General features: G+C 69.4%; 19 protein-coding genes. 7 read left to right on the top strand and 12 right to left on the bottom strand.

The genetic code is table 11. The features are described 5' to 3' along the window. Nucleotides 1-85: 85 nt before the first annotated feature. Nucleotides 86-625, top strand: coding sequence for a hypothetical protein (locus tag ACKTSN_RS20385; protein ID WP_409470423.1), 540 nt, complete (start codon nt 86-88; stop codon nt 623-625). Between the two features lie 162 nt (nt 626-787). Here ACKTSN_RS20385 and ACKTSN_RS20380 read toward each other — a convergent pair whose 3' ends face one another. From ACKTSN_RS20380 to ACKTSN_RS20350, 7 genes are all read right to left on the bottom strand, one after another. Beyond that, nucleotides 788-1831 carry a serine hydrolase domain-containing protein gene (locus ACKTSN_RS20380; RefSeq protein WP_409470422.1) on the bottom strand — a complete coding sequence of 348 codons (1044 nt, stop codon included), beginning with the start codon at nt 1829-1831 and terminating at the stop codon, nt 788-790. A 111-nt stretch (nt 1832-1942) separates the two neighbouring features. Next, nucleotides 1943-3064 (bottom strand): glycosyltransferase family 4 protein, encoded by a 1122-nt coding sequence (locus tag ACKTSN_RS20375; RefSeq protein WP_409470421.1) that lies wholly within the window; start codon nt 3062-3064, stop codon nt 1943-1945. Continuing rightward, a complete protein-coding gene (locus tag ACKTSN_RS20370; RefSeq protein ID WP_189855731.1) occupies nt 3061-3597 on the bottom strand; it encodes a dCTP deaminase in 537 nt (178 codons plus the stop codon). Before ACKTSN_RS20370 ends, ACKTSN_RS20375 begins: the two co-directional genes overlap by 4 nt. Beyond that, nucleotides 3594-4133, bottom strand: a complete 540-nt coding sequence (gene dcd, locus ACKTSN_RS20365) for a dCTP deaminase (RefSeq protein ID WP_189855729.1) — start codon at nt 4131-4133, stop codon at nt 3594-3596. The genes ACKTSN_RS20370 and dcd overlap by 4 nt, the downstream gene beginning before the upstream one ends. Beyond that, a complete protein-coding gene (locus ACKTSN_RS20360; RefSeq protein ID WP_409470420.1) occupies nt 4130-5365 on the bottom strand; it encodes a bifunctional metallophosphatase/5'-nucleotidase in 1236 nt (411 codons plus the stop codon). Before ACKTSN_RS20360 ends, dcd begins: the two co-directional genes overlap by 4 nt. After that, nucleotides 5362-6645 (bottom strand): UDP-N-acetylglucosamine 1-carboxyvinyltransferase, encoded by a 1284-nt coding sequence (locus ACKTSN_RS20355; RefSeq protein WP_409474878.1) that lies wholly within the window; start codon nt 6643-6645, stop codon nt 5362-5364. The genes ACKTSN_RS20360 and ACKTSN_RS20355 overlap by 4 nt, the downstream gene beginning before the upstream one ends. Before the next feature lie 39 nt (nt 6646-6684). Continuing rightward, complete coding sequence (locus tag ACKTSN_RS20350; protein ID WP_409470419.1) at nt 6685-7116, bottom strand: ATP-binding protein; 432 nt, start codon at nt 7114-7116, stop codon at nt 6685-6687. Between the two features lie 175 nt (nt 7117-7291). On the opposite strand from ACKTSN_RS20350, the gene ACKTSN_RS20345 reads away from it, so the two are divergent. Beyond that, nucleotides 7292-8563, top strand: a complete 1272-nt coding sequence (locus ACKTSN_RS20345) for a helix-turn-helix domain-containing protein (protein WP_409470418.1) — start codon at nt 7292-7294, stop codon at nt 8561-8563. Beyond that, entirely contained in the window at nt 8560-9105 is a 546-nt protein-coding gene (locus ACKTSN_RS20340) for a flavoprotein (RefSeq protein ID WP_409470417.1), read from the top strand. The genes ACKTSN_RS20345 and ACKTSN_RS20340 overlap by 4 nt, the downstream gene beginning before the upstream one ends. Here ACKTSN_RS20340 and ACKTSN_RS20335 read toward each other — a convergent pair whose 3' ends face one another. From ACKTSN_RS20335 to ACKTSN_RS20320, 4 genes are all read right to left on the bottom strand, one after another. Beyond that, nucleotides 9106-10803 carry a mobilization protein gene (locus ACKTSN_RS20335; RefSeq protein ID WP_409470416.1) on the bottom strand — a complete coding sequence of 566 codons (1698 nt, stop codon included), beginning with the start codon at nt 10801-10803 and terminating at the stop codon, nt 9106-9108. After that, complete coding sequence (locus ACKTSN_RS20330) at nt 10800-11300, bottom strand: plasmid mobilization protein (RefSeq protein ID WP_409470415.1); 501 nt, start codon at nt 11298-11300, stop codon at nt 10800-10802. Before ACKTSN_RS20330 ends, ACKTSN_RS20335 begins: the two co-directional genes overlap by 4 nt. Before the next feature lie 305 nt (nt 11301-11605). Continuing rightward, nucleotides 11606-12913, bottom strand: coding sequence for a DUF3631 domain-containing protein (locus ACKTSN_RS20325; RefSeq protein ID WP_409470414.1), 1308 nt, complete (start codon nt 12911-12913; stop codon nt 11606-11608). 538 nt (nt 12914-13451) lie between these two features. Then, the gene (locus tag ACKTSN_RS20320; RefSeq protein ID WP_409470413.1) at nt 13452-13685 is read right to left on the bottom strand and encodes a helix-turn-helix transcriptional regulator; all 234 of its coding nucleotides are present in this window, start codon (nt 13683-13685) and stop codon (nt 13452-13454) included. Nucleotides 13686-14150: 465 nt separating this feature from the next. On the opposite strand from ACKTSN_RS20320, the gene ACKTSN_RS20315 reads away from it, so the two are divergent. Together ACKTSN_RS20315 and ACKTSN_RS20310 are read left to right on the top strand one after the other, a co-directional pair. Continuing rightward, nucleotides 14151-14354 carry a hypothetical protein gene (locus ACKTSN_RS20315; protein ID WP_409470412.1) on the top strand — a complete coding sequence of 68 codons (204 nt, stop codon included), beginning with the start codon at nt 14151-14153 and terminating at the stop codon, nt 14352-14354. Nucleotide 14355: 1 nt separating this feature from the next. Then, a complete protein-coding gene (locus tag ACKTSN_RS20310) occupies nt 14356-15705 on the top strand; it encodes a tyrosine-type recombinase/integrase (protein ID WP_409474877.1) in 1350 nt (449 codons plus the stop codon). 67 nt (nt 15706-15772) lie between these two features. Here ACKTSN_RS20310 and ACKTSN_RS20305 read toward each other — a convergent pair whose 3' ends face one another. Continuing rightward, nucleotides 15773-16429, bottom strand: coding sequence for a hypothetical protein (locus tag ACKTSN_RS20305; RefSeq protein WP_409470411.1), 657 nt, complete (start codon nt 16427-16429; stop codon nt 15773-15775). Nucleotides 16430-16736: 307 nt separating this feature from the next. Between ACKTSN_RS20305 and hemL the strand changes: the two genes are divergently transcribed. Together hemL and ACKTSN_RS20295 are read left to right on the top strand one after the other, a co-directional pair. Continuing rightward, a complete protein-coding gene (gene hemL, locus ACKTSN_RS20300; protein WP_409470410.1) occupies nt 16737-18053 on the top strand; it encodes a glutamate-1-semialdehyde 2,1-aminomutase in 1317 nt (438 codons plus the stop codon). Beyond that, a complete protein-coding gene (locus ACKTSN_RS20295) occupies nt 18050-18733 on the top strand; it encodes a histidine phosphatase family protein (protein ID WP_409470409.1) in 684 nt (227 codons plus the stop codon). The genes hemL and ACKTSN_RS20295 overlap by 4 nt, the downstream gene beginning before the upstream one ends. Nucleotides 18734-18850 lie beyond the last annotated feature (117 nt).

The following is an 18850-nucleotide window of genomic DNA, read 5'->3' as shown; positions in this document are numbered from 1 at the left end:
TTCCGGGCCTTCAGGGCGGGCAGGGGCCGGCGCGTCGGAGTCCTGCCCGCCCACTCATCAGTCCAGCCAGGACCCGAGCTTAGGAATGGCCGTGGCCGCCACAGAAGACGTCACCGAGAGCAGACTGCTGCTGGCCGAGTACGACCGCATCAAGGAGGAGCAGAAAACCCGGATAGGATTCCGTGACAACCTGCTCTACTTCACGCTCGCCGCGTCCACCGCGGTCCTCGCGATCGCCGTCCAGAGCAGGCAGGCTCAACTGCTGCTCGCCGTCCCTGTGATCTGCCTGGTCCTGGGCTGGACCTACCTGGTCAACGACCAGAAGATCTCGGCGATCGGCTGCTACGTCCGCGACCAGCTGGGACCGCGGCTGGCCGAGCTCAGCGGCGCCCACGGCGCAGTGTTCGGCTGGGAGATCTACCACCGCGACGATGCGAGCCGCACCACGCGCAAGCGACTACAGACCGCTGTGGATCTGTTCACGTACTTGGCCTTGCCGGTGATCTGCGTGGCCGCATTCTGGTGCTCTCCCGCCGTCCGGCCTTCACTCGTGATCGTCTCCCTCGCACAGACACTTGCCCTGGTCGTACTGGGCTGGCAGTTCCTGCGCTATGCGGAGCGGTAGCGCTGCTCTGCGGCCCCGCTTCACGTTCAACTCGCCGTCCCGACCGGCAGGGCCGACTGACCGCCTCCGCGGCGCTGGGCTGCCCGCCGTGTAGCTCGGACCGTGCACCGCACAATGCGTGGTCGGCCGTACCCCCTCTCAACGGATTCGCCGCAGGTTGCTTCAGGCAAACGCAAGCGCCCGGAAGGTGTTGCGGACGTCGGTCAGGGGCTGGCGGTCGCGGGTGTAGTAGAGCTTGTTGGTCAGGAGTACGGCCCAGCGCCCCTGGTGGGGTGAGAGCCACATCCCGGTGCCTGTGAAGCCGTAGTGGACCCAGATGTCCTCAGCGGGGTGCGTGCCAGGGGCGGGGTGCCAGAACAGGCCGCGCACTGGTTCCAGGGTGCCGGTCTGGACGGTCAGTGACTGCCTGGTCCAGTCGGGGCCGAATCCGGCTTGCCTGTGGCTGGTTGAGGTTTCCAGCATGTAGCGCAGGAAGACGGCGAGGTCGTCGAGGACGGTGAAGGCGCCGGCGATCCCGCACACTCCGCCCAGGAGCCGGGCGGAGAAGTCGTGGGCGACGCCCTTGAGGTGGGTGTCGGTCTCCTGGTCGAGTTCGGTCGGTGCGCACTGTGCGGCGATCTCGGGGGGCAGCGGACCGAATCGGGTGAAGTCCATGCCCAGCGGCTGCCAGCTCCGCTCCGTGGCCAACTGGTCGAGGCGCTGACCCGAAAGGTGTTCCGCGAGGTATCCGAGGATGAGGGCAGCTCGGTCGGTGTACTCGACGGCCTCGCCGGGCGGGCGGTGCAGGGCCTCGTGAAGGACACCGTCGCGGACGTCCTGGGGGTCGGTGCCGTAGAGGTTTTTGAGCTGGGCGCGGAGCGGTACGCCAGCGGTGTGGGTGAGTAGTTGACGGGTGGTCACTGCACGGAGCGGGTGGCCGTCGACCTCGGACCAGAAGGCACCGAGCGGGGTGTCGAGGTCGAGCTTGCCTTCCTCCCACAGGGTGCCGATCGAGGCCCATACGGCGAGGATCTTGGTGAGGCTGGCGGCGTCGAAGACGGTGTCGGCCTGCATCGGCACGTTCGGCTCATTGGGGTCAAGGACCCCGGTGGCGCCGTGGGCGCGGGTGCCGGTGGCGTCACCGACTGCCCATACGGCGCCGGGGTAGACCTTGTCGCGGACGCCTTCGTTCAGGAGGGCTTCGATGCGGTCGGTGCTGTACGTCATGGTCTCCCTGTTCGCCGTGGCCAACCCGCCGGATCAGCGTAGTGACGCGGGCGGCACCAGTGGGGCAATGGCGTGTCGGACGTCGGCTGCGGGGGCTGGTCGGCGTCGGTCTCAGGTGAGCTGGCGGCCGAGGTCGGCCAGGGCCTGGGTGGTAGCGGTGAGGGGGAACCGGGCGGCATTCGCGTAGCCCGCTTGCCGCAGGGCGGGCAGCAGGCCAGGGGCGGTCCGTAAGCGGTCGAGGTCGCGGGCGAGTGCGGCAGAGTGGGTGAAGTCGGTGGCCACTCCGGACGCGGCGACGACTTCGTTGAGGCCGGGCACGGGTTGGTACAGGACAGGCAGACCGCATGCTTGGGCCTCCAGCGCGACCAAGCCCATGGCTTCCAGGGTGGTGGACGGCATGACCAGGACGTCGTGCTCGGCGAAGGCTTTCCACAGCTGTGGACGGCGGAGCCAGCCGAGGTACCGGGCCCGCACTCCGGTCCGTTGGAGGAGCGGGGCCAAGGCGTGGAACTGGGCTCTGGGGGCGGCGATGCTCAGCTCGACTCCTGGAATGGGCACCAGGCCCGCGATCAGGTGCTCTGCGCCCTTCTCGGCGGTCAGCCTGCCTGCGTAGAGCAGTCGTAGGTGGCTGGTGGAGGTGCGGGCGGGCCGCGCCGGCGGATCGGTGAGCAGATGGTCGGGGATGCCCCACGGAACGCGGACGATCTTGCGGCGGTCGATCTGCGGGGCGAGCTTGAGAAGGTGGTCGGCCATCGCGCCGGTGGGGACCACGATCACGTCGGCGGCCCTCGCCGTCTCGCGCAGGACTTGGAGCTGGTCGCGATGGGCCTCGGCGAAGATCAGGTCGGTGCCGTGGACCAAGGCGATCCTGGGGTGGGCCGGCAGGGCTCGGAGGAGGGCCGGCGTGGCGCCGAAGGTGAGGTGCTGCAGGTGCAGTACCCCGATCTGGGCTGGATCGATCGCGGTCACCAGCGCCCGGCGCAGGGCTCCGACGTAGCGGCCGAAGGCGGCGCCCTCCAGGCACTTGCCGGCGACCGTCAGCAGGTCGAGCCCGGCGGGAAGGTGGGCTTTGGGGCGGGTGGGGGCCAGCATGAAGGCCCGTGCGGGGATGAGGGGTTTGTCGCCGGTGTACAGGTCGAGGAAGAGTTCGACGCTGCCGCCGGGGCTTCCGGCTGGGAGGTCGAGGAAGGTGGCGGCCAGCGGCCCCGCGGCCGGGCGGACGAGGGGGCTCACAGCGCTCCTTGGGGGATCTCTTCGTACAGGCGGGAGATGTCGATGCCGTGCGTGGCGGCGTACTTGGCGCGCTGTTGCTGGTAGCTGGCCGGGGTGCCGAGGGTGGTGAGGAAGACGAGCTTGCCGAAGGTCATTCCCGGATAGACACGGGCGGGCTTGGCGGCGCGGATTTCCAAGGTCCAGCGGATCGCGTGGCCCTGGTGGCCGAGTGGGGCGGAGACGTGGACCCAGATGCCGAGGGCGCCGATGGTGCGGTTGCCGTTGAGGAGCTGTGCGTACGTTTCCGAGCCGGTCCTCTCCAACGTGACGCCGAGGTAGAGCATTCCTGGCTGCAGGACCAATCCGGAGGCGGGGATGACCAGTTCGGTGAACGTGGTGGGGGCGGCGGCGTCCAGGTCGCCGTCGCAGATGCGGATCGTGTCGCCCAGCCGCCAGTCATAGGCGTTGGGGGACAGGCGTGCCGGGTCGTAGGGCGCGATGGTGATCTCGCCTGCGCTGACGGCGGCGGCAATGGCGGAGCCGGTGAGGATCACGAGGCGCCCGCCTGCACGTGTGCCGCATCCCGCCAGTAGCGGGAAGGCTGAGGGCCGGCGGCGCCCTGGTACTTGCCTCGGTACAACTCGACGTCCCCGGTGGAGACAAAGAACATGATCTGCCCGATCTTCATGCCCGCGTACACCCGCAGAGGGCGGATGGGGGACAGCATCAAAGTCCACTGGCCGTGGAAGCCGATGTCACCGATAGGGGCGGTGATCTCGACGAATAACCCCAGTCGTCCGACCGAGGAGCGTCCGAAGAGCAGTGGGATGAAGAGGTCCGAGCCGACCTCCTCGACGGTGTGGCCGAGGTACAGCTCGCCGGGCTGGAGGACGTATCCCTCCGTGTCGATTCGGATCGTGTGCGTGGGGTTGGCGTGGTGGGCGTCGATGACCTTGGTGGCGTACGTCAGCAGGGTGGCGCCCAGGCGGACGTTGTAGCTGTTGGGGTTCGTCTGCTTTGGGTCGAACGGGGTGATGCGAAGGCGTCCGTCGGCGACGGCCGTGTTGATCTCGGGCCCGGTGAGGATCATGGAGCGCCCCTTTGAAGAGCGTCGGCAGAGTCAGCGAATGGGACTGCGAGGACGCTGCGTACCGCCTGGCCCAGACGCAGTCCGGCTTGATGAGTTCGGCCGCCGAGATAGGTGTCGGCGATGTAGTGGGTGGTCAGCACCACGCGCGCCGTCGGTGGAAGAGGTGTAGGCGCGACGACCAAGGGGCCGACGTGGTCGACGAGATGAGCGAGCAGCTTGGCGTGGTCCTCGGAGTGATCGTCGGGGAGGAAGGCGTGGACGAGCTGGTTGTCGAAGGGCTCGATGGCGAGCAGGTCGCCGAGGGTGAGGACATCGCCGAGCGGTACGGGGCGCAGAGCGGTCTCGTTGAGGATGACCGCGTCCGCTCCGAGGCCGGTGTGCAGGCGCGTGGCGATCTCGTCCAAGAGGAGGCGTCGGTCCAACAGGGTATTGAGATATGGCTCGTTCACGATGCCGAGCCGGCTTCCCAGGGTGCTGCTGAGGAGCGCGATCTTCTCCTGCAGTACGGCGAGGTCCTCCGGGATTACGGAGGTGTCGGGGAAGGCGCCTACGCGTGCGGCCCAGCCGGCCCCGACCGGCTCGGCGGTGGCGTACCCGACGCCGAGTTCGTGGCCCTTGACGACGAGGGTGTCGCCGACGGGCACGGGGCCGTAGGTGTCGCTGTGGCAGTGCCCGGCGAAGATGACGTCCGCGAACGGGCAGGCGGCGGCCAGCTTCAGGTCCTCGTCGAAGCCCGAGTGGGACAGCACCATCCAGGCGTCGGCATGGTGATGGTGCTCCAGCATCACCTCGCGCAGGGCCTGGGCCGGGTCGGTGACGTGGTGGCCGGTGCGCTGCTCGGCGGGGATCGCGTTGAAGGCTTGCGGGCCGATCACTGCGGTGATGGCGATTTTCCGGCCGCCGATGTGCTCGATGCGCACGCGGTCGAAGAGCGGCTTCCCACTGCTGTCGGCTGCGTTCGCGCACACGGTCATCTCGTGCAGCTGCGGTTCGAAGTAGTGCGGCCAGCCGTGGTTTCCGGGGGCGAGCAGGTCGTACAGGCTGGTGAGGACCTCGCGCTCGATCTGCCCCTGGCCGAAGCGGTAGAAGCCGGTGCCTTCGAAGAAGTCGCCGCAGTCCACGACCAGGCTCTCGGCCCTGGCCGCGTGGAGGTAGGCGAGCATCGGAGTGGCCTGGGCGAAGGAGGAGTGGACGTCGGTCGTGGCGGTGATTCGCTGGAGCTGCCGGGTCATGGAGTGACCTCGCAGATGTCGGCGCCCAGGGCGTGCAGTTTGGTGGGCAGGTCGGCGTGGCCGCGCCGGAGCTGTTCGAGGCCGCCGAGGGTGGTGACGCCGCTCGCTGTGAGGCCGGCGATGAGCAGGGCCGAGCCCGTGCGGATGTCGGTGGCCTCCACACCGGCGCCGGTCAGCTGCTGCGGTCCGGTGAGGCGGCATTCGGTGGGCGAGAGCTCGTGGATCTCGGCGCCGAGGCGGGCGAGCTGGGGGAGCAGGTTGCCGTGACGGCCGGGGTTGATGGTGTCGGCGAACAGGTGAGTGCCGGGCAGACCGAGGGCGAGGGCCATCAGCGGTGGTTCGAAATCGGCGTCCAAGCCGTCGGGGGAGAGGGAGGCGATGGCGCGCAGCGATCGCCCGGTCGGCTCGGCGTCGTGGGCCCGGACGGTGAGAGCATCGCCCTCGGCGTCGGCGGGGACTCCGAGCCAGTTCAAGGCGGAGACCAGGGGAGCGACGTCGTCGCCGCGTACGCCACAGATGCGTGCGTCCCCGCCGGTCGCCGCGACCGCACAGGCCAGGGTCCCGGCTTCGACCTTGTCGCCGGGCACCGACCAGACGGTGGTCTCCGTCGGGACGGAAGTGGGTGGTGACAGCGTCAGGACCGACTCACTGACCCCGCACTCCCATCCCGCCACCTGCAACGCCTCTACGACGCTGATCACTTCAGGCGAGAGATTGGGGTGGCCAAGGCGCAGGGGCCGGCCGGCTACGACCGCGCGCAGGAGCGCAGCGACGCTCGCCCCACGAGAGCGGAATGGCAGCACCACGGACACGGTTCCGGTCCCACCAGTGGCTGCTTCCACGAGGTAGCCGCATCCATCGACCGTTGTGCGGTCACCGAAGCGCTCGTAGACGTTGAAGTGCTGCTCCATCCCGCGTTCCCCGATCCGGCAGCCTCCCGGCCAGGGCAGCCGGGCTCGCCCGGACGCGCTGAGCAGGGCCGGTACGAGGTAGTACGAGGCCCGGATGCGGGCGGCGACCTCGGGATCGGGGCCTGGCTGGGGCTTGTCGCTCGGCAGGATCACGGTGGTGTGCGGATCGCTGACCGGACGGGCCGTGTGCCAGCCGGCCTGTTGGAGCAGGGCGAGCATGGTCTCAACGTCCGTGTTCGACGGGACGTTGCTCAGATGCACCGGGTGATGCAGGGCCGCGGCGGCGGCCAGCAGGGGCAGGGCCGCGTTCTTGGAGCCGTCGACGGTGATGGAGCCGGCGAGTGGGCTGCCGGGTCGCACGGCGACCACTTCTGCGGCGACGGGGGGAATGCGTACGGCTGTCAACGGTCAACTCCTCTGCAAGGGAAGGTGTGATGCGGTGGGTAGTGGGGTGCTGACCTTGAACTCGGCCCAGCAGCGTTTGCCGGGCGGCAGCGGATCGAAGCCGTGGCGGTCCGCGAGTGCTGCGACGAGGAACAGCCCGCGTCCGCCTTCCTCGTCCACATCCGACAGGCTGACCTGTGGGACGGCGGGGTTGGCGTCGTTCACCTCGATCCGCAGTCCCTTGTCGCTCAGGCAGGCGCCGGCCGTGATCGGGCCGCCGTTTGCGTGCCGGACCGCGTTCGCGATGAGCTCTGCGGCCACCAGCTCTGCCGCGTCCAGGAGTTCGGGGCCGAGGAAGGCGCCGAAAGTCCGTATCCCGTCCGCGAGCTGCTGGCGCGCGGACGCTGCGGCAGCTGGCGTGCCGGAGACGGGAATCCGGATGTGATGCGCTTCCATGAGCGGCCTCCTGGTCGGTTCGGCCACTCCACGCAACCGCTCCGGAGGTAAGCGGAACCAGTCGGTGTGCCGGGACTGCATCACTTATGCAGGAGCTGCATCACTGCCAAATGCCGCTCGGTTACGCTCGGTTGAGCAGGCAGGATCGGCGACGGCAGAAGGGGCCGTGGCACAGATGGCCGAGGCACAGAGTGAAGCGAGACGGATCGGCGAAGTGATCCGTCAGGCACGCGTGTTACAGCGGCGCTCGCAGAGGGACGTTGCCGCCGCGCTGGGATATCACCAGTCGAAGGTGAGCCGACTGGAGAGCGGCAGGGGTACCGAGGACGTGCGAGTGCTGCGCGAGATCGCGCATGTACTGGAGATTCCGCCGCAACGTCTCGGCCTCGCCGCCGCTTCTGATGCCAGCCCCGCCGAGCCCGGAACAGAGGACATGCACCGCCGTACCTTCCTTGCCGCGAGCGTTGCCGCGCTCGCGGCTCCGCCGTCGTCGAGCGCGGCACATCACGACCTGATTCAAGTCCTGTTGCCAGGCACGAGCCCCGCGGCGACCGGTCAAGCCCTGGGCCTCGACGAACTGCGGGACCGGGCACGGGCCGTGCGCCGGATGTTCTGCACGTGCGACTACGCGGAACTGGAGCAGACCTTGCCGGGTCTGATCGCCGACCTGCGTCAGGCGGCCGGAGGCTCATCCGGCTCGGCGGAGGTGTCCGGGCTGCTCGCGACCGCCTACCAGACGTCGGTGAGTCTGTTGCTGAAGCGGGCCGATCAGGGCAACGCCTGGCTCGCGGCCGGTCGGGCCATGGCCGAGGCGGAACGGTCCGGGGATCCTGTCGTCCTCGCCGCCAGTGTCCGCGTCCACGCTCACGTCCTCGTGCGGGAGAAGCACACGGCCCAGGCCGTGAACATGGTCCGCCACACTGCCGACCAGCTCACCGGCTCCTACGACCAGCGCTCGCCCCGGTACCTGGCAGCGGTTGGTCTGCTGTTGCTCCGCGGGGCGACCGCCGCCAGCAGAAATGGCGACCGCGACACCACCCAGGACTTCCTCACCGAAGCCAAGGAAGTCGCTCGCTACGTCTCCTTCGACCGGCCGGACGCATGGGCGAACTTCAGCCCCACCAACGTCGCACTCCACGAGATCAGCGCAGCCGTCTCCTTCGGTGACGCCGGCATCGCCCTGGAAACCGCACGGCCGCTCATGCGGCGGCACATTCCTGTCCCCGAGCGCCGGGCCGCGCTGTGGGTGGAGACCGCCCGCGCCTACAGTCAGCAGGGCAGGCTCGCCGAGGGCTACCAGGCCCTGCGTATCGCCGAGAGCTGCGCGGCACAGGACATCCGCCGCCCGGCCGTACGCGAACTGGTCGCCGACATGGCAGCCCGCGACCGCCGCCGGGCACTGCCCGAGCTGCACCACTTCAGCCGCCAACTGGGAGTGCCCGCGTGAGTGATCAGCCCGACAAGCCGTTCCTACAGATCGTGGTCTGCGCGGCCGGGGTCGCCGCCGACGTCGGCAAGCTGATCACCGCAGCACAGGAACTGCACTGGGACGTCGGCGTCATCGCCACCCCACAAGGACTCGGCTTCCTCGACGCGGAGGCGGTCGAGGCGCAGACCGGCCGCGCCATCCGCTCGGCGTGGCGGTCACCAGGTGAACCGCGCCCGACTCGGCCCGCGGATGCGATCGCGGTCGCCCCGGCCAGCTTCAACACCATCAACAAGTGGGCCGCCGGGATCTCCGACAATCTCGCCCTGGGCGTCCTGTGCGAAGCACCCGCCATGGACATCCCGGTCGCCGCGCTGCCGTACCTGAACTCAGCCCAGGCCGCCCACCCCGCGTACCGCCAGAGTCTGGAACGGCTACGCGAGATGGGCGTCCTGATCGGCTCGTACGAACCGCACCGGCCAAAGGCCGGCGGCGGGGCCGACCGCTACCGCTGGGAGGAAGCCCTGGAGCTCCTCGCGCCCAAGCTGTCCGCACCGGCCTGATCAGCGCCGCCGTGTCGGTGACCCCTGCGGTGGTCGAGCAATGGCTGCCGCGGGGTGGACCGGCACGCTGGGCCGTTGCATGGCACTGTGGGCCCTGGCTGCCTGGGCCCAAGGACCGGGAACGTGGCGCTCGCCGAGGCGGCGGATACGCCAGGTCAGCGCGCGGGCGGGACTGCGGGCGTCGTCCAGGGCACGTTGGTGCAGCGCTTGGCCGAGGACGGTGGCTGCGTTGTGTCCTGCTGCCTCTGCCTCGGCGAGCACGGTGGCGAGTGCGTCCCAAGCGGGGTCGTTGAGGATGCGCTCGGCGTACTCCGGAACCACATCCTGAAGGTGGTGGGCGAAGCGGCGCTTGGTCTGCGGGCCGGGTGCCCGGCTGGTGAGGCCGACCAGGACGGGCTCGGCGGTCTGCGCGTACGCGGTCTGCAGGTGGAGGAGCGTCTGTTCGGCTGCCGACTCCTGCTGGGCGTGCTGGCGGGTGCGGTGCCAGTGCAGCGCGAAGGCGACCGCGGTGAGTGCGGCGTCCAGGAGCATGATGAGCCCGGTGCCGTCACTGTCCTGTGGCCTCTCGCGCCAGATGGTCTGGATGCTGCGGTGCAGGGCGCGGGTGCTGTCGAGGTCGGCGGCGATGCGGGAGCGGGTGGCGCGCTCGAAGGCAGCGGCGGCTTGTTCGAGTTCGGCCCGCGCCGCGGTCGGTGCCATGACGGGCAGCAGGTCCAGCGTCGCGCCGAGCGCGACGAGTTGGCCCTGGGCCGTCTGCTCGTCGCCTTTCGTGAGGTGGTGGGGGATGCGTTCGGTGGCGGCGGTGGCCTGGTGCCACGGGTTGCCAGGCTGGATGGTGGCCGGCTCGGGGCTGGTGGTGGCGAGGCGTTCGCGGATCTTGGGCAGGGAGAGGTCAGGGGCGAGGGTGGAGCCCGCGAACCATACCGGGTTGCCTTCCTCGTTCACGTTGCCGGGCAGGGCGAAGTTGCAGCCGAGCGCGTCGCCGGAGGGAGCGAGCTTGAGGCGCACGTCCACGCCGGTCGCCTCCAGCAGCGAGAAGAACTCGGCCTCGTCGGCCGCGGCGGCGACCGCGCGGCGCACCCGCATGCGCAGGACCTCGCGGGCGGTGGCGTCCTGGGCCAGGCGTTTGGCCTTGAAGTGTTCCTTGCTGGTGGGGCGTTTGGCGGCGGTGCCGTCGCCCGGCTTCAACCGCCTCAGCCCGTAGTCGACTTCGATCTGGCGGGCCTCGCGCTGGACGGCCCGGATGTCGTAATCCCGCTTGGGGCGGCGGCCGTCCTGGCGGACGAGGGTGGCGGCGATGTGGATGTGGTCGTCGGCGTGCCGTACTGCTACCCAGCGGCAGGCTTCGTTGTCTCCGGCGGGGGCGATGCCGGCGGCGGCCACGATCCGGCGGGCGATCTCCGCCCACTGGGCGTCGGACAGGATGGGGTCCTCCGGGGCCGCGCGGACCGGGCAGTGCCAGACCGTGGTCTGAGGAGCCTGGCGGCCGAACATGGACACCGGTTGGTCGAGCTGCGTGTAGAGCTGTTTCTCCACCTCCTTCGGGTCGCGGTGTGGGCTGCGGCCGGGGTCGGGGGCGAAGTCGTTCCAGGATGCGACCAGGTGGGGGTCGACGTGCTCGTTGGCGTCGCCCTTGCCGAAGAGGTAGGCGATCAGACGGCGGGTGCTGCCCTTGCCGGTGATGATCTTCGGTATCACCGGCCCTGCCGTCCCTCGGTGACCTGGGCGACGACGGTGTCCACGTCGGCGATCGATGCTTCGACGCGGGCCAGGAGCCGGTGGACGACGTCGGGCTCGGGCCAGGCGCCGTCCTTGTGGAGGTGCCAGGTGAGCTGGTTGAGGTTGTTGCCGAGCCAGCCGAGTTGCCGGTTGGCGGCCATCAGTGCCTTGACCATGGCGCGGTAGTCGGCGATCGCGGCGGTGGGGTCCTCGGCGCGGGCTGCGGCGAGCGACGCTTCGGCGACGTAGCCGCCGATCTGCATGCGGCTGCGCGCGGCGGCGTGGGCGAGATCGGTGAACTCGCTGTCGCTGTAACGGGGGTGGACGCGGCGCTCGCGCAGGCGCGGCTGACGCAGGCGGCGCTGCGGCGTCGGCGTCTGCGCGGCGTGCGGCGACGGTCTGGTGAATCCCGTATCGGTCGGCTCCCCCGGGCCGGCCGGTCCTGGCGCCCCCTCGGTGCCGGGTGCCTCCGCCACCCCAGGGGCGGAGGCCGGGTAAGGACTCCTTACCCGACAACTTGCTGTGCTGTCTGGGGCTGAGGTGGTGTGCGTCTGCTGTTGAGCTGTGGGGAGTTCGTGGTGCTGTTCGTGCATGGTGATGCTCCGGCGGTGAGGGGGCGGGGGCTGTGTCACGTGCGTCGCATGCGTCCCATGCCTGGTCAGGACAGGTACGGACACTCGGGCAGGTACGGAGAAGTCCGTCCCGGCGAGGACATCCGTCCCCGCGCTGACCTGCGCGGGGACGGATGCGACGCAGTGATACGGACCCGGGGAGAGGAGGGTCAGCGGGCGCGTTTGGGGCCGACGAGGCCGCCGGGCGGGCCGATGGGCAGCTGACCCGACGGGGCGGCGGGCGGCTTGCCCTGCGCCGGGCGCGCGGGTGTGGCGTCGTGCGTGGGGGCGTGCGCCGTCTCGGCAAGCTCGGGGCAGTGGCGGGCCCAGCTGTCGAGGAACCGGTTGCGTGCGTACCCCTTGGCCTGCCTGCCCTTGTCGAACCGGTAGTTGGCCGGGCGGATGTCGAAGTCCCGCAGCATTCTGCCCAGGTGGTAGGCGTTGAGCCCATTGGTGCCGTGCTCTGCCCAGGGGGCGTCGGGGTCCTGGAGCAGGGCGGTGACCAGATCCAGGGAGGACAGGGCCTCGGGGTTGCCGTGTGCTTCGAAGACGCGGTGGATGTCGCGCAGCAACCTTGTCTTCAGGTTGGTCTGCTCGTCCTGGACGGCCTCGTACCGGGTCATCGCGGCACAGGCCGCACGGGCGCTGGCGGGCCAGTGGCCGCCGACCAGGTCGGCGATGATGACCAGCGGTTCCCAGGTGTCCGCCGCCCGGTCCTCCACCGGCATGGTCGGCGCCATGCGGCCGGCCGTGCCGCGCAGCGGTCCCAGCCAGGCGGCCAGCTTGTCCCGGAGCGCGTTCAGTTCCGGTGTGGCGTGGCGCGAGCGGAACGGGGTCACCTTCTCGCCCGGCTTGCGCTTTTGCATGCGGAGCACGACCGCCCGGTCCGTGATCGTGTCGGGCAGGTCGCCGATCGAGGCCAGTGCGGCCATGGCGAAGGTCGGATACGGGGTCGGCTTGTGCTCCGGACCGGAGATGCGCCAGGCGGGCCGGTTGCGCTGGTGTCCGGCGTTCAGCAGGCCGCGCAGTTCCTCGTTGTCGCCGGCCTTGCTGAAGATGGCGTCGGCCTCGTCCACCAGGATCGTGCGCGGGTTCTTGCCGATGACGCGGAAGAGCACTGCCGTGGACATGTTCACCGTCATGATCGGTTGGTGCACGGTCTCGTGAAGCACGTCCAGAACCCGGGACTTGCCGCAGCCCTTCGTCGGGCCTACGACCGCCAGACGCGGCGCATGCTGCAGAACGGTCTGGATGTGCGTGGCCGCCACCCACAGGGTGACCGCTGTCAGCGCCTCGTCACTGGGCAGCACGACGTACTTGCCGATCGCCGCCCGCAACTCATCCAGCAGTTCCGCACCCTCACCGGAACCCCGTTCCTTGGGGTCTGCCGGTCCCCGAGGAGGCCGGGAGACGGTCCCGTGATCCGGTCCCCGTGCGTCGACGGGACCGGTCCCCTCCTGCTGGGCGGTTCCCGCCACGGGGTTGTCAGTCCCCAGCGACTGGCGGAGACCGTGATCACGGTCCCCATTGCGGTCCCCTGGTGTAACTGCAACCCCTTGGGGACCGGTCCCCATTTTGGCGCCGCTGACCTGCGGGTTTGCGCCGGATGTCGATACGGGGACCGGGACGTGCGGGGACCGAGCAGCGGGCACGTCGCGGGGACGGTCCCCAACAGCGGCATCAGCAGACGGCTGGGGACGGTCCCCGTGTGCTTCCGCATCCGTCGAGTGCTCGACGGTCCCCGACGCGGAGGACCGTGTGTCCTGCTGATCCTGGCGGCGCCAGGGGATGCCCTCGCCGGGGACCGCGGGAGTGGGCCAGCCGGTGGGGGAGGTGTTCGTGGAGTTGGGGGACGTAGAGTCCTCCATAGGCGTTCCTCTCCGGTGAGAGGCAGGACGGGCAAGGTCCCGCCCCTCACCAGCTCATTCGTTCAGGGATGGGCGATCAGTTGGGAAGTCTTCGGCCCTCGGCGTTGGCGCGCCGGGGGCCGCTTCGTTGTCCGCGCCAGATGCGGGGTCAGGCCGTGAGGTCGTACGACGTCTGGGCATCCAGCCACGCGTCCACCTCCCGCCAGCGGTAGCGCAGGTGACGGCCGACCTTGTGGACGCTGGGGCCGATGCCCCGGTACTTCCACTGGTAGAGGGTCTTCACGGGCACCCCGAGGTACGCGGCCACGTCGGTGGGAGTGGCGAGCTGGTCACGCTCGGCGCCGGCAAGGCGCGGGAAGTGGTTCGGCAATGAGGTCTCCATATCGGAATCAGGGTTTTGGATGGCAGGCGTGGACAACGCAGCCACACCACCCGGGAAGCGTCCAGAGTGAATTCTGAAACTCCCGGCTACTTCCCTCAGCGTCGCCGGGGAAGACCAAAACAGTAAGGGCGGATCCCCGGTTGCCGAAATCGCTCGCACGGAAGCCGAAAGTTTCTGCGGCGAAGCAACCGGCCGAGGTGCCGGAATCCGGTACATCAGCAGCTCAGAGGTGGCGCCAAGCGCTGAGAAGTGGCCTGACTCGCCCAGCGGACATCGCATCCGATAGTTGCTCAAATCGCCCACGTCTTTGACGCGAAGGGAAGGTAGCACAACCTCCCCGCCGAAACGGCTCGTGATGTGCCGGAATTCGACGAGACGAACACCACTTCGCCTCCGGGCGACTTTTGGAGAGTTTAAGAACTAACTCTTGCCACGACGACCGACTGCAAGTTACAGCTATTTGTCATGCCCAACCGACCTGTCGAAATAGGCCCCGCCGGCCTCCACACGGCCCGCGCCATCGAGCACCTACGCCTCGTGTGCAGCCTGCCCCAGCACCAGTTCGCGACCCCTCCCGCAGCCCTGCTGCCCCCGTGGCTGACGCACACCGCCGCGACCCACGCCACCCCTCAGTCCCCAAACCCCATCCAGGAGGCCCTACTTGGCTGACGTGTACGACCGCTGGCACAAGTCCCACCCCAAGCCCACCGAGACCGAGTGCGGTGAGCACAAGAGCCGTACGAAGCGGATGGTCCCCACCGCCGACCACGGCATCGGCAAGCGCTGGCAGGTTCGTTACCGCGACCTGGATGGCCATCAGCGCAAGGAGAACTTCGACACGAAGGCCGAGGCGGACAACCGCGCCGCCGAGGTCGACGTCGAGATCCGGCGCGGCTCCTACGTCGTCCCGGCCGAGACGAAGCAGACGCTCGGCGCCTACGCGCAGAAGTGGCTCGACGCGAACTCCGTGGGCCCGACGACCGCGCTCCGCTACGAGGCGACCGTCCGCAACCACATCGTCGAGCACCTCGGCCGACGCGAGCTGCGGTCCCTCAACCAGCCCTCGATCATTCAGGGTTGGATTCGCACGCTCCAGGACGCCGAACTGGAGGTGTCGACGATCGAGGGCATCTTCGACATCCTCTCCAGCATCCTCGGCATGGCCGTGGAGGACGGGCTGCTGCCGAAGAACCCCTGTAAGGCGAAGTCCGTGAAGCTGCCGACGGCGACCAAGAAGAAGGTCATCCCTTGGTCGTTGGAGCGCGTGCGCGCCGTAATTGCCGGTCTCCCCAAGCGCTTCCAGGCAGGCGGCAAGCTTGCCTTCGGCTGCGGCCTGCGCCAGGGCGAGGTGTTCGGCTTTGCCGTCGAGGACATCGACTTCAAGGGCGGCTGGATTCACGTCAACCGGCAGGTGCGGCTTGTCGGCACGAAGCCCGTCTTCGCCCTGCCCAAGGGCAACAGGATCCGGTCAGTGCCCCTGCCGGCTCAGCTCGGAGCCGCCCTCAAGGCCCACATGAAGGAGTTCCCTCCGGTCGCGGTCACCTTGCCCTGGACCAAACCGGACGGCGAGTCGAAGACGTTCCGCCTGCTCTTCGTCGACAAGAAGAAGCGGGCTTACAACCGCAGCGTCTTCAACATGGGCGACTGGAAGCGCGCCTTGGCCGCCGCCGGCGTGATCCCTCCCCGAGAGCGGGGCGCGCGCTACCTCCAGGCGGCCCCGGAGGACGGCATGCACGCCCTCCGGCACGCCTACGCCTCCGTACTCCTGGACGCGGGGGAGAGCATCAAGGCGCTCTCGGAGTACCTCGGGCACTCGGACCCGGGCTTCACGCTGCGGACGTACACGCACCTGCTGCCGTCCAGCGAAACCCGCACCCGCAAAGCGATCGACGACGCCTTCATGGAAACGGAACCGCAAGCCGAGCCGGAGGCGGAAGGCAACGGCGACCCGCCCGCCGCCCAGGGCACATCAGCACCCCAAGCGAAACCAATGTGCCCTCAATGTGCCCTGGCCGCCTGACGGCCCTCCTCCGGCACCAAAAAGGGCGAGGCCCGAAGACCCCGCCCAACCCGCAAGAAACCCCAGCTCAGGGCCAGACAAGGCAGTACGGCTGATGCCCCGCCTCATGCAACCGATGGCTGAAGTCCTGCCACTCGTGCAGCAGCTGGTACACGTTGAACGCATCCCGCGGCCCACCCCGGTCCGGCACCGTCGACCAGATGAACGCGGCCGCGCCCACAGCCTCCTCGCCGATGCCGCGAAGGGGGTCGACGACCGTCATGGGGAGTTTCACGACCGCGTAGTCGGGATGCAGGACCACCAGCTCCAGCGGCGGCACCTTGTGCAGAGGGACGCCCTCGATGCCCGTCAGGACCATCGCGGCCATCGTCTCCGGCTTGATCTTGGTGAACATGCCGTTCATGCCGAGTTCGTCGCCGCCGAGTTCCTCGGGGCGCATCGAGATCGGGACGCGGGCCGCGGTCGCACCGTCCGGCGCGCCGAAGTACTTGTACGTCACCCCCACCCGACCACCATTCCTGCTCCCCGCCCGGAGGCGATCCACCTGGCGGTCGACCCCTCGGTCGATCCGCCGGTCGATCGGTTCGGGCTCACTCGGTACACCCTGCGTCTGCGCCTGACGTGCTTCGGCGGCTTCCTCCGCGTCGCGCCGGTGCCTTCCCCGCCGGGCACGTCGAGGACCCAGGTCATCAGTCCCCTCGCCCAGTCCGCCACCGCGATGCATATCTCCACCCGACTGCTTTTCTAGGACGCGTGGCGCCCGCCGCGCAACCCGATCATCGTGTCAGTGACCTCCCCCACGGCCGCGCGCCGAAACGTGCGTGGAAACACCTGTCCGCAGGATCTTTGCAGCCCCTGAACGCCATACTCCGCATGAGCTGTACGTACAGGTCCCAGTATCGGCTCACAGTTTCGCAGACGGGAGCCGGATCGATCACCGGTTTGGCGGCCCCCTGCCGCCCGGCCCCGCTGGCCTACCCTGAGGAGGTCACTGGCAACCGGAGTCCGAGAAGTCGGAGAAGTCGCAGGTCATGAGCGAACTGCCTTATTCATACGAAGCGCCTGCGTCGCAGGCTCTGTTCGATCGTGCGGCCGCCGTCACGCCCGGCGGCGTCAACTCGCCCGTGCGGGCCTTCCGTGCGGTGGGCGGTACGCCCCGGTTCATGGTGTCCGGCAGGGGGCCGTATCTGACGGACGCGGACGGCCGGGAGTACGTCGACCTGGTGTGTTCGTGGGGGCCGATGATCCTCGGGCACTCCCACCCCGAGGTGATCGCCGCCGTGCAGGAGGCGGTCGTGCGCGGTACGTCCTTCGGTACGCCCGGTGAGGGTGAGGTCGCGCTCGCCGAGGAGATCGTCGAGCGGGTCGCGCCGGTCGAGCAGGTACGGCTGGTGTCCAGCGGGACCGAGGCGACCATGTCCGCCATCCGGCTCGCCCGTGGGTTCACCGGGCGGGCCAAGGTGATCAAGTTCGCCGGGTGCTACCACGGGCACGTCGACGCCCTGCTCGCCTCGGCCGGCTCCGGTGTCGCGACCTTCGCGCTGCCCGACACGCCCGGTGTCACCGGCGCCCAGGCCGGCGACACCATCGTCCTGCCGTACAACGACCTCGAGGCCGTGCACGCCGCGTTCCACGCCCACCCGGGTGAGATCGCCTGTGTCATCACGGAGGCCTCGCCGGGCAACATGGGTGTCGTGCCGCCACTGCCCGGGTTCAACCAGGGGCTGAAGGACGCGTGCCGGACCAACGGTGCGCTGTTCATCTCCGACGAGGTCATGACCGGCTTCCGCACCAGCCGCGCCGGGTGGTTCGGCGTCGACGGCGTGGTGCCGGACCTGATGACCTTCGGCAAGGTGATGGGCGGTGGGTTCCCCGCAGCCGCCTTCGGGGGGCGCGGTGACGTCATGGCGCACCTCGCACCGGCCGGGCCCGTCTACCAGGCCGGCACCCTCTCCGGGAATCCCGTCGCCACCGCCGCCGGGCTCGCCCAGCTGCGGCTGCTGGACGACGCCGCGTACGCCAAGGTCAACGCCGTGTCGCAGCAGATCCAGGCGCTGGTCTCGGAGGCCCTGAGCAAGGAGGGCGTGGCGCATACGCTGCAGAACGCCTCCAACATGTTCTCCGTCTTCTTCACCGACCGCCCGGTGCGCGACTACGAGGACGCCAGGGCACAGGAGTCGTTCCGCTTCAACGCGTTCTTCCACTCGATGCTGGCGAACGGGGTCTATCTGCCGCCGTCGTCCTTCGAGTCCTGGTTCGTGTCCACCGCCCACGACGAGCAGGCCGTCCAGCGGATCGCCGACGCCCTCCCGGCGGCGGCCCGCGCGGCAGCGGAGGCGACCGCATGAGCCAGACCCGTGACATCACCGTCGTCCACCTCATGCGGCACGGCGAGGTCGCCAACCCGGACGGCATCCTGTACGGCCGGCTGCCCGGCTACCACCTGTCCGAGCTCGGCCGGCAGATGGCCGACCGGGTCGCCGAGCACCTCGCCTCCCGCGACGTCACCTATGTCGCCGCCTCCCCGCTGGAGCGGGCGCAGGAGACGGCGACCCCGATCGCCAAGGCGCACGGCCTGGACCTGGCGACCGACCCACGGCTGATCGAGGCCGACAACATCTTCCAGGGCAAGACGTTCGGAGTGGGCGACGGTGCGCTGCGACGGCCCGGCAACTGGAAGCACCTGGTCAACCCGTTCCGGCCGTCGTGGGGAGAGCCGTACGTCGAACAGGTCATCCGCATGATGGGGGCGCTGGACGCGGCGAAGGACGCGGCGCGTGGGCACGAGGCGGTGCTGGTGAGCCATCAGCTGCCGATCTGGAGCGTGCGGTCGTACGTCGAGCGGCGCCGACTGTGGCACGACCCGCGCCGCCGGCAGTGCACGCTCGCGTCCCTGACGTCCTTCACCTACGACGGCGACCGGATCGTGTCCGTCGGCTACACCGAGCCGGCCCGCGACCTCGTCCCGACCCATCTCCTCGCCGGTGCCAAGCCGGTGAAGGGCAAGGACAAGGCCTTCGGGGCGTAGCGCTCCGCTGGGTTTGTGGGGCTTTCCAGGTAGTTCTTTGGCTGCCGGCCGGTGGGGGTTGTTCGCGCCCACGCGGCGGAGCCGCATATCGATGCAGCCCCGCGCCCCTCATGGGGC

Source organism: Streptomyces flavusporus, assembly GCF_046267975.1.
GTDB classification, from domain to species: domain Bacteria; phylum Actinomycetota; class Actinomycetes; order Streptomycetales; family Streptomycetaceae; genus Streptomyces; species Streptomyces flavusporus.
The sequence above is the reverse complement of the archived record's forward strand: the minus strand, read 5'-3'. Positions and strand labels throughout refer to the sequence as shown.

Bases quoted from the DNA above. Each gene is read 5' to 3' on its own strand.
- ACKTSN_RS20385 (WP_409470423.1), top strand. From the start codon at position 86: ATGGCCGTGGCCGCCACAGAAGACGTCACCGAGAGCAGACTGCTGCTG.
- ACKTSN_RS20380 (WP_409470422.1), bottom strand. From the start codon at position 1,831: ATGACGTACAGCACCGACCGCATCGAAGCCCTCCTGAACGAAGGCGTC.
- dcd (WP_189855729.1), bottom strand. From the start codon at position 4,133: ATGATCCTCACCGGGCCCGAGATCAACACGGCCGTCGCCGACGGACGC.
- ACKTSN_RS20360 (WP_409470420.1), bottom strand. From the start codon at position 5,365: ATGACCCGGCAGCTCCAGCGAATCACCGCCACGACCGACGTCCACTCC.
- ACKTSN_RS20350 (WP_409470419.1), bottom strand. From the start codon at position 7,116: ATGGAAGCGCATCACATCCGGATTCCCGTCTCCGGCACGCCAGCTGCC.
- ACKTSN_RS20345 (WP_409470418.1), top strand. From the start codon at position 7,292: ATGGCCGAGGCACAGAGTGAAGCGAGACGGATCGGCGAAGTGATCCGT.
- ACKTSN_RS20320 (WP_409470413.1), bottom strand. From the start codon at position 13,685: ATGGAGACCTCATTGCCGAACCACTTCCCGCGCCTTGCCGGCGCCGAG.
- ACKTSN_RS20315 (WP_409470412.1), top strand. From the start codon at position 14,151: ATGCCCAACCGACCTGTCGAAATAGGCCCCGCCGGCCTCCACACGGCC.
- ACKTSN_RS20305 (WP_409470411.1), bottom strand. From the start codon at position 16,429: ATGCATCGCGGTGGCGGACTGGGCGAGGGGACTGATGACCTGGGTCCT.
- hemL (WP_409470410.1), top strand. From the start codon at position 16,737: ATGAGCGAACTGCCTTATTCATACGAAGCGCCTGCGTCGCAGGCTCTG.
- ACKTSN_RS20295 (WP_409470409.1), top strand. From the start codon at position 18,050: ATGAGCCAGACCCGTGACATCACCGTCGTCCACCTCATGCGGCACGGC.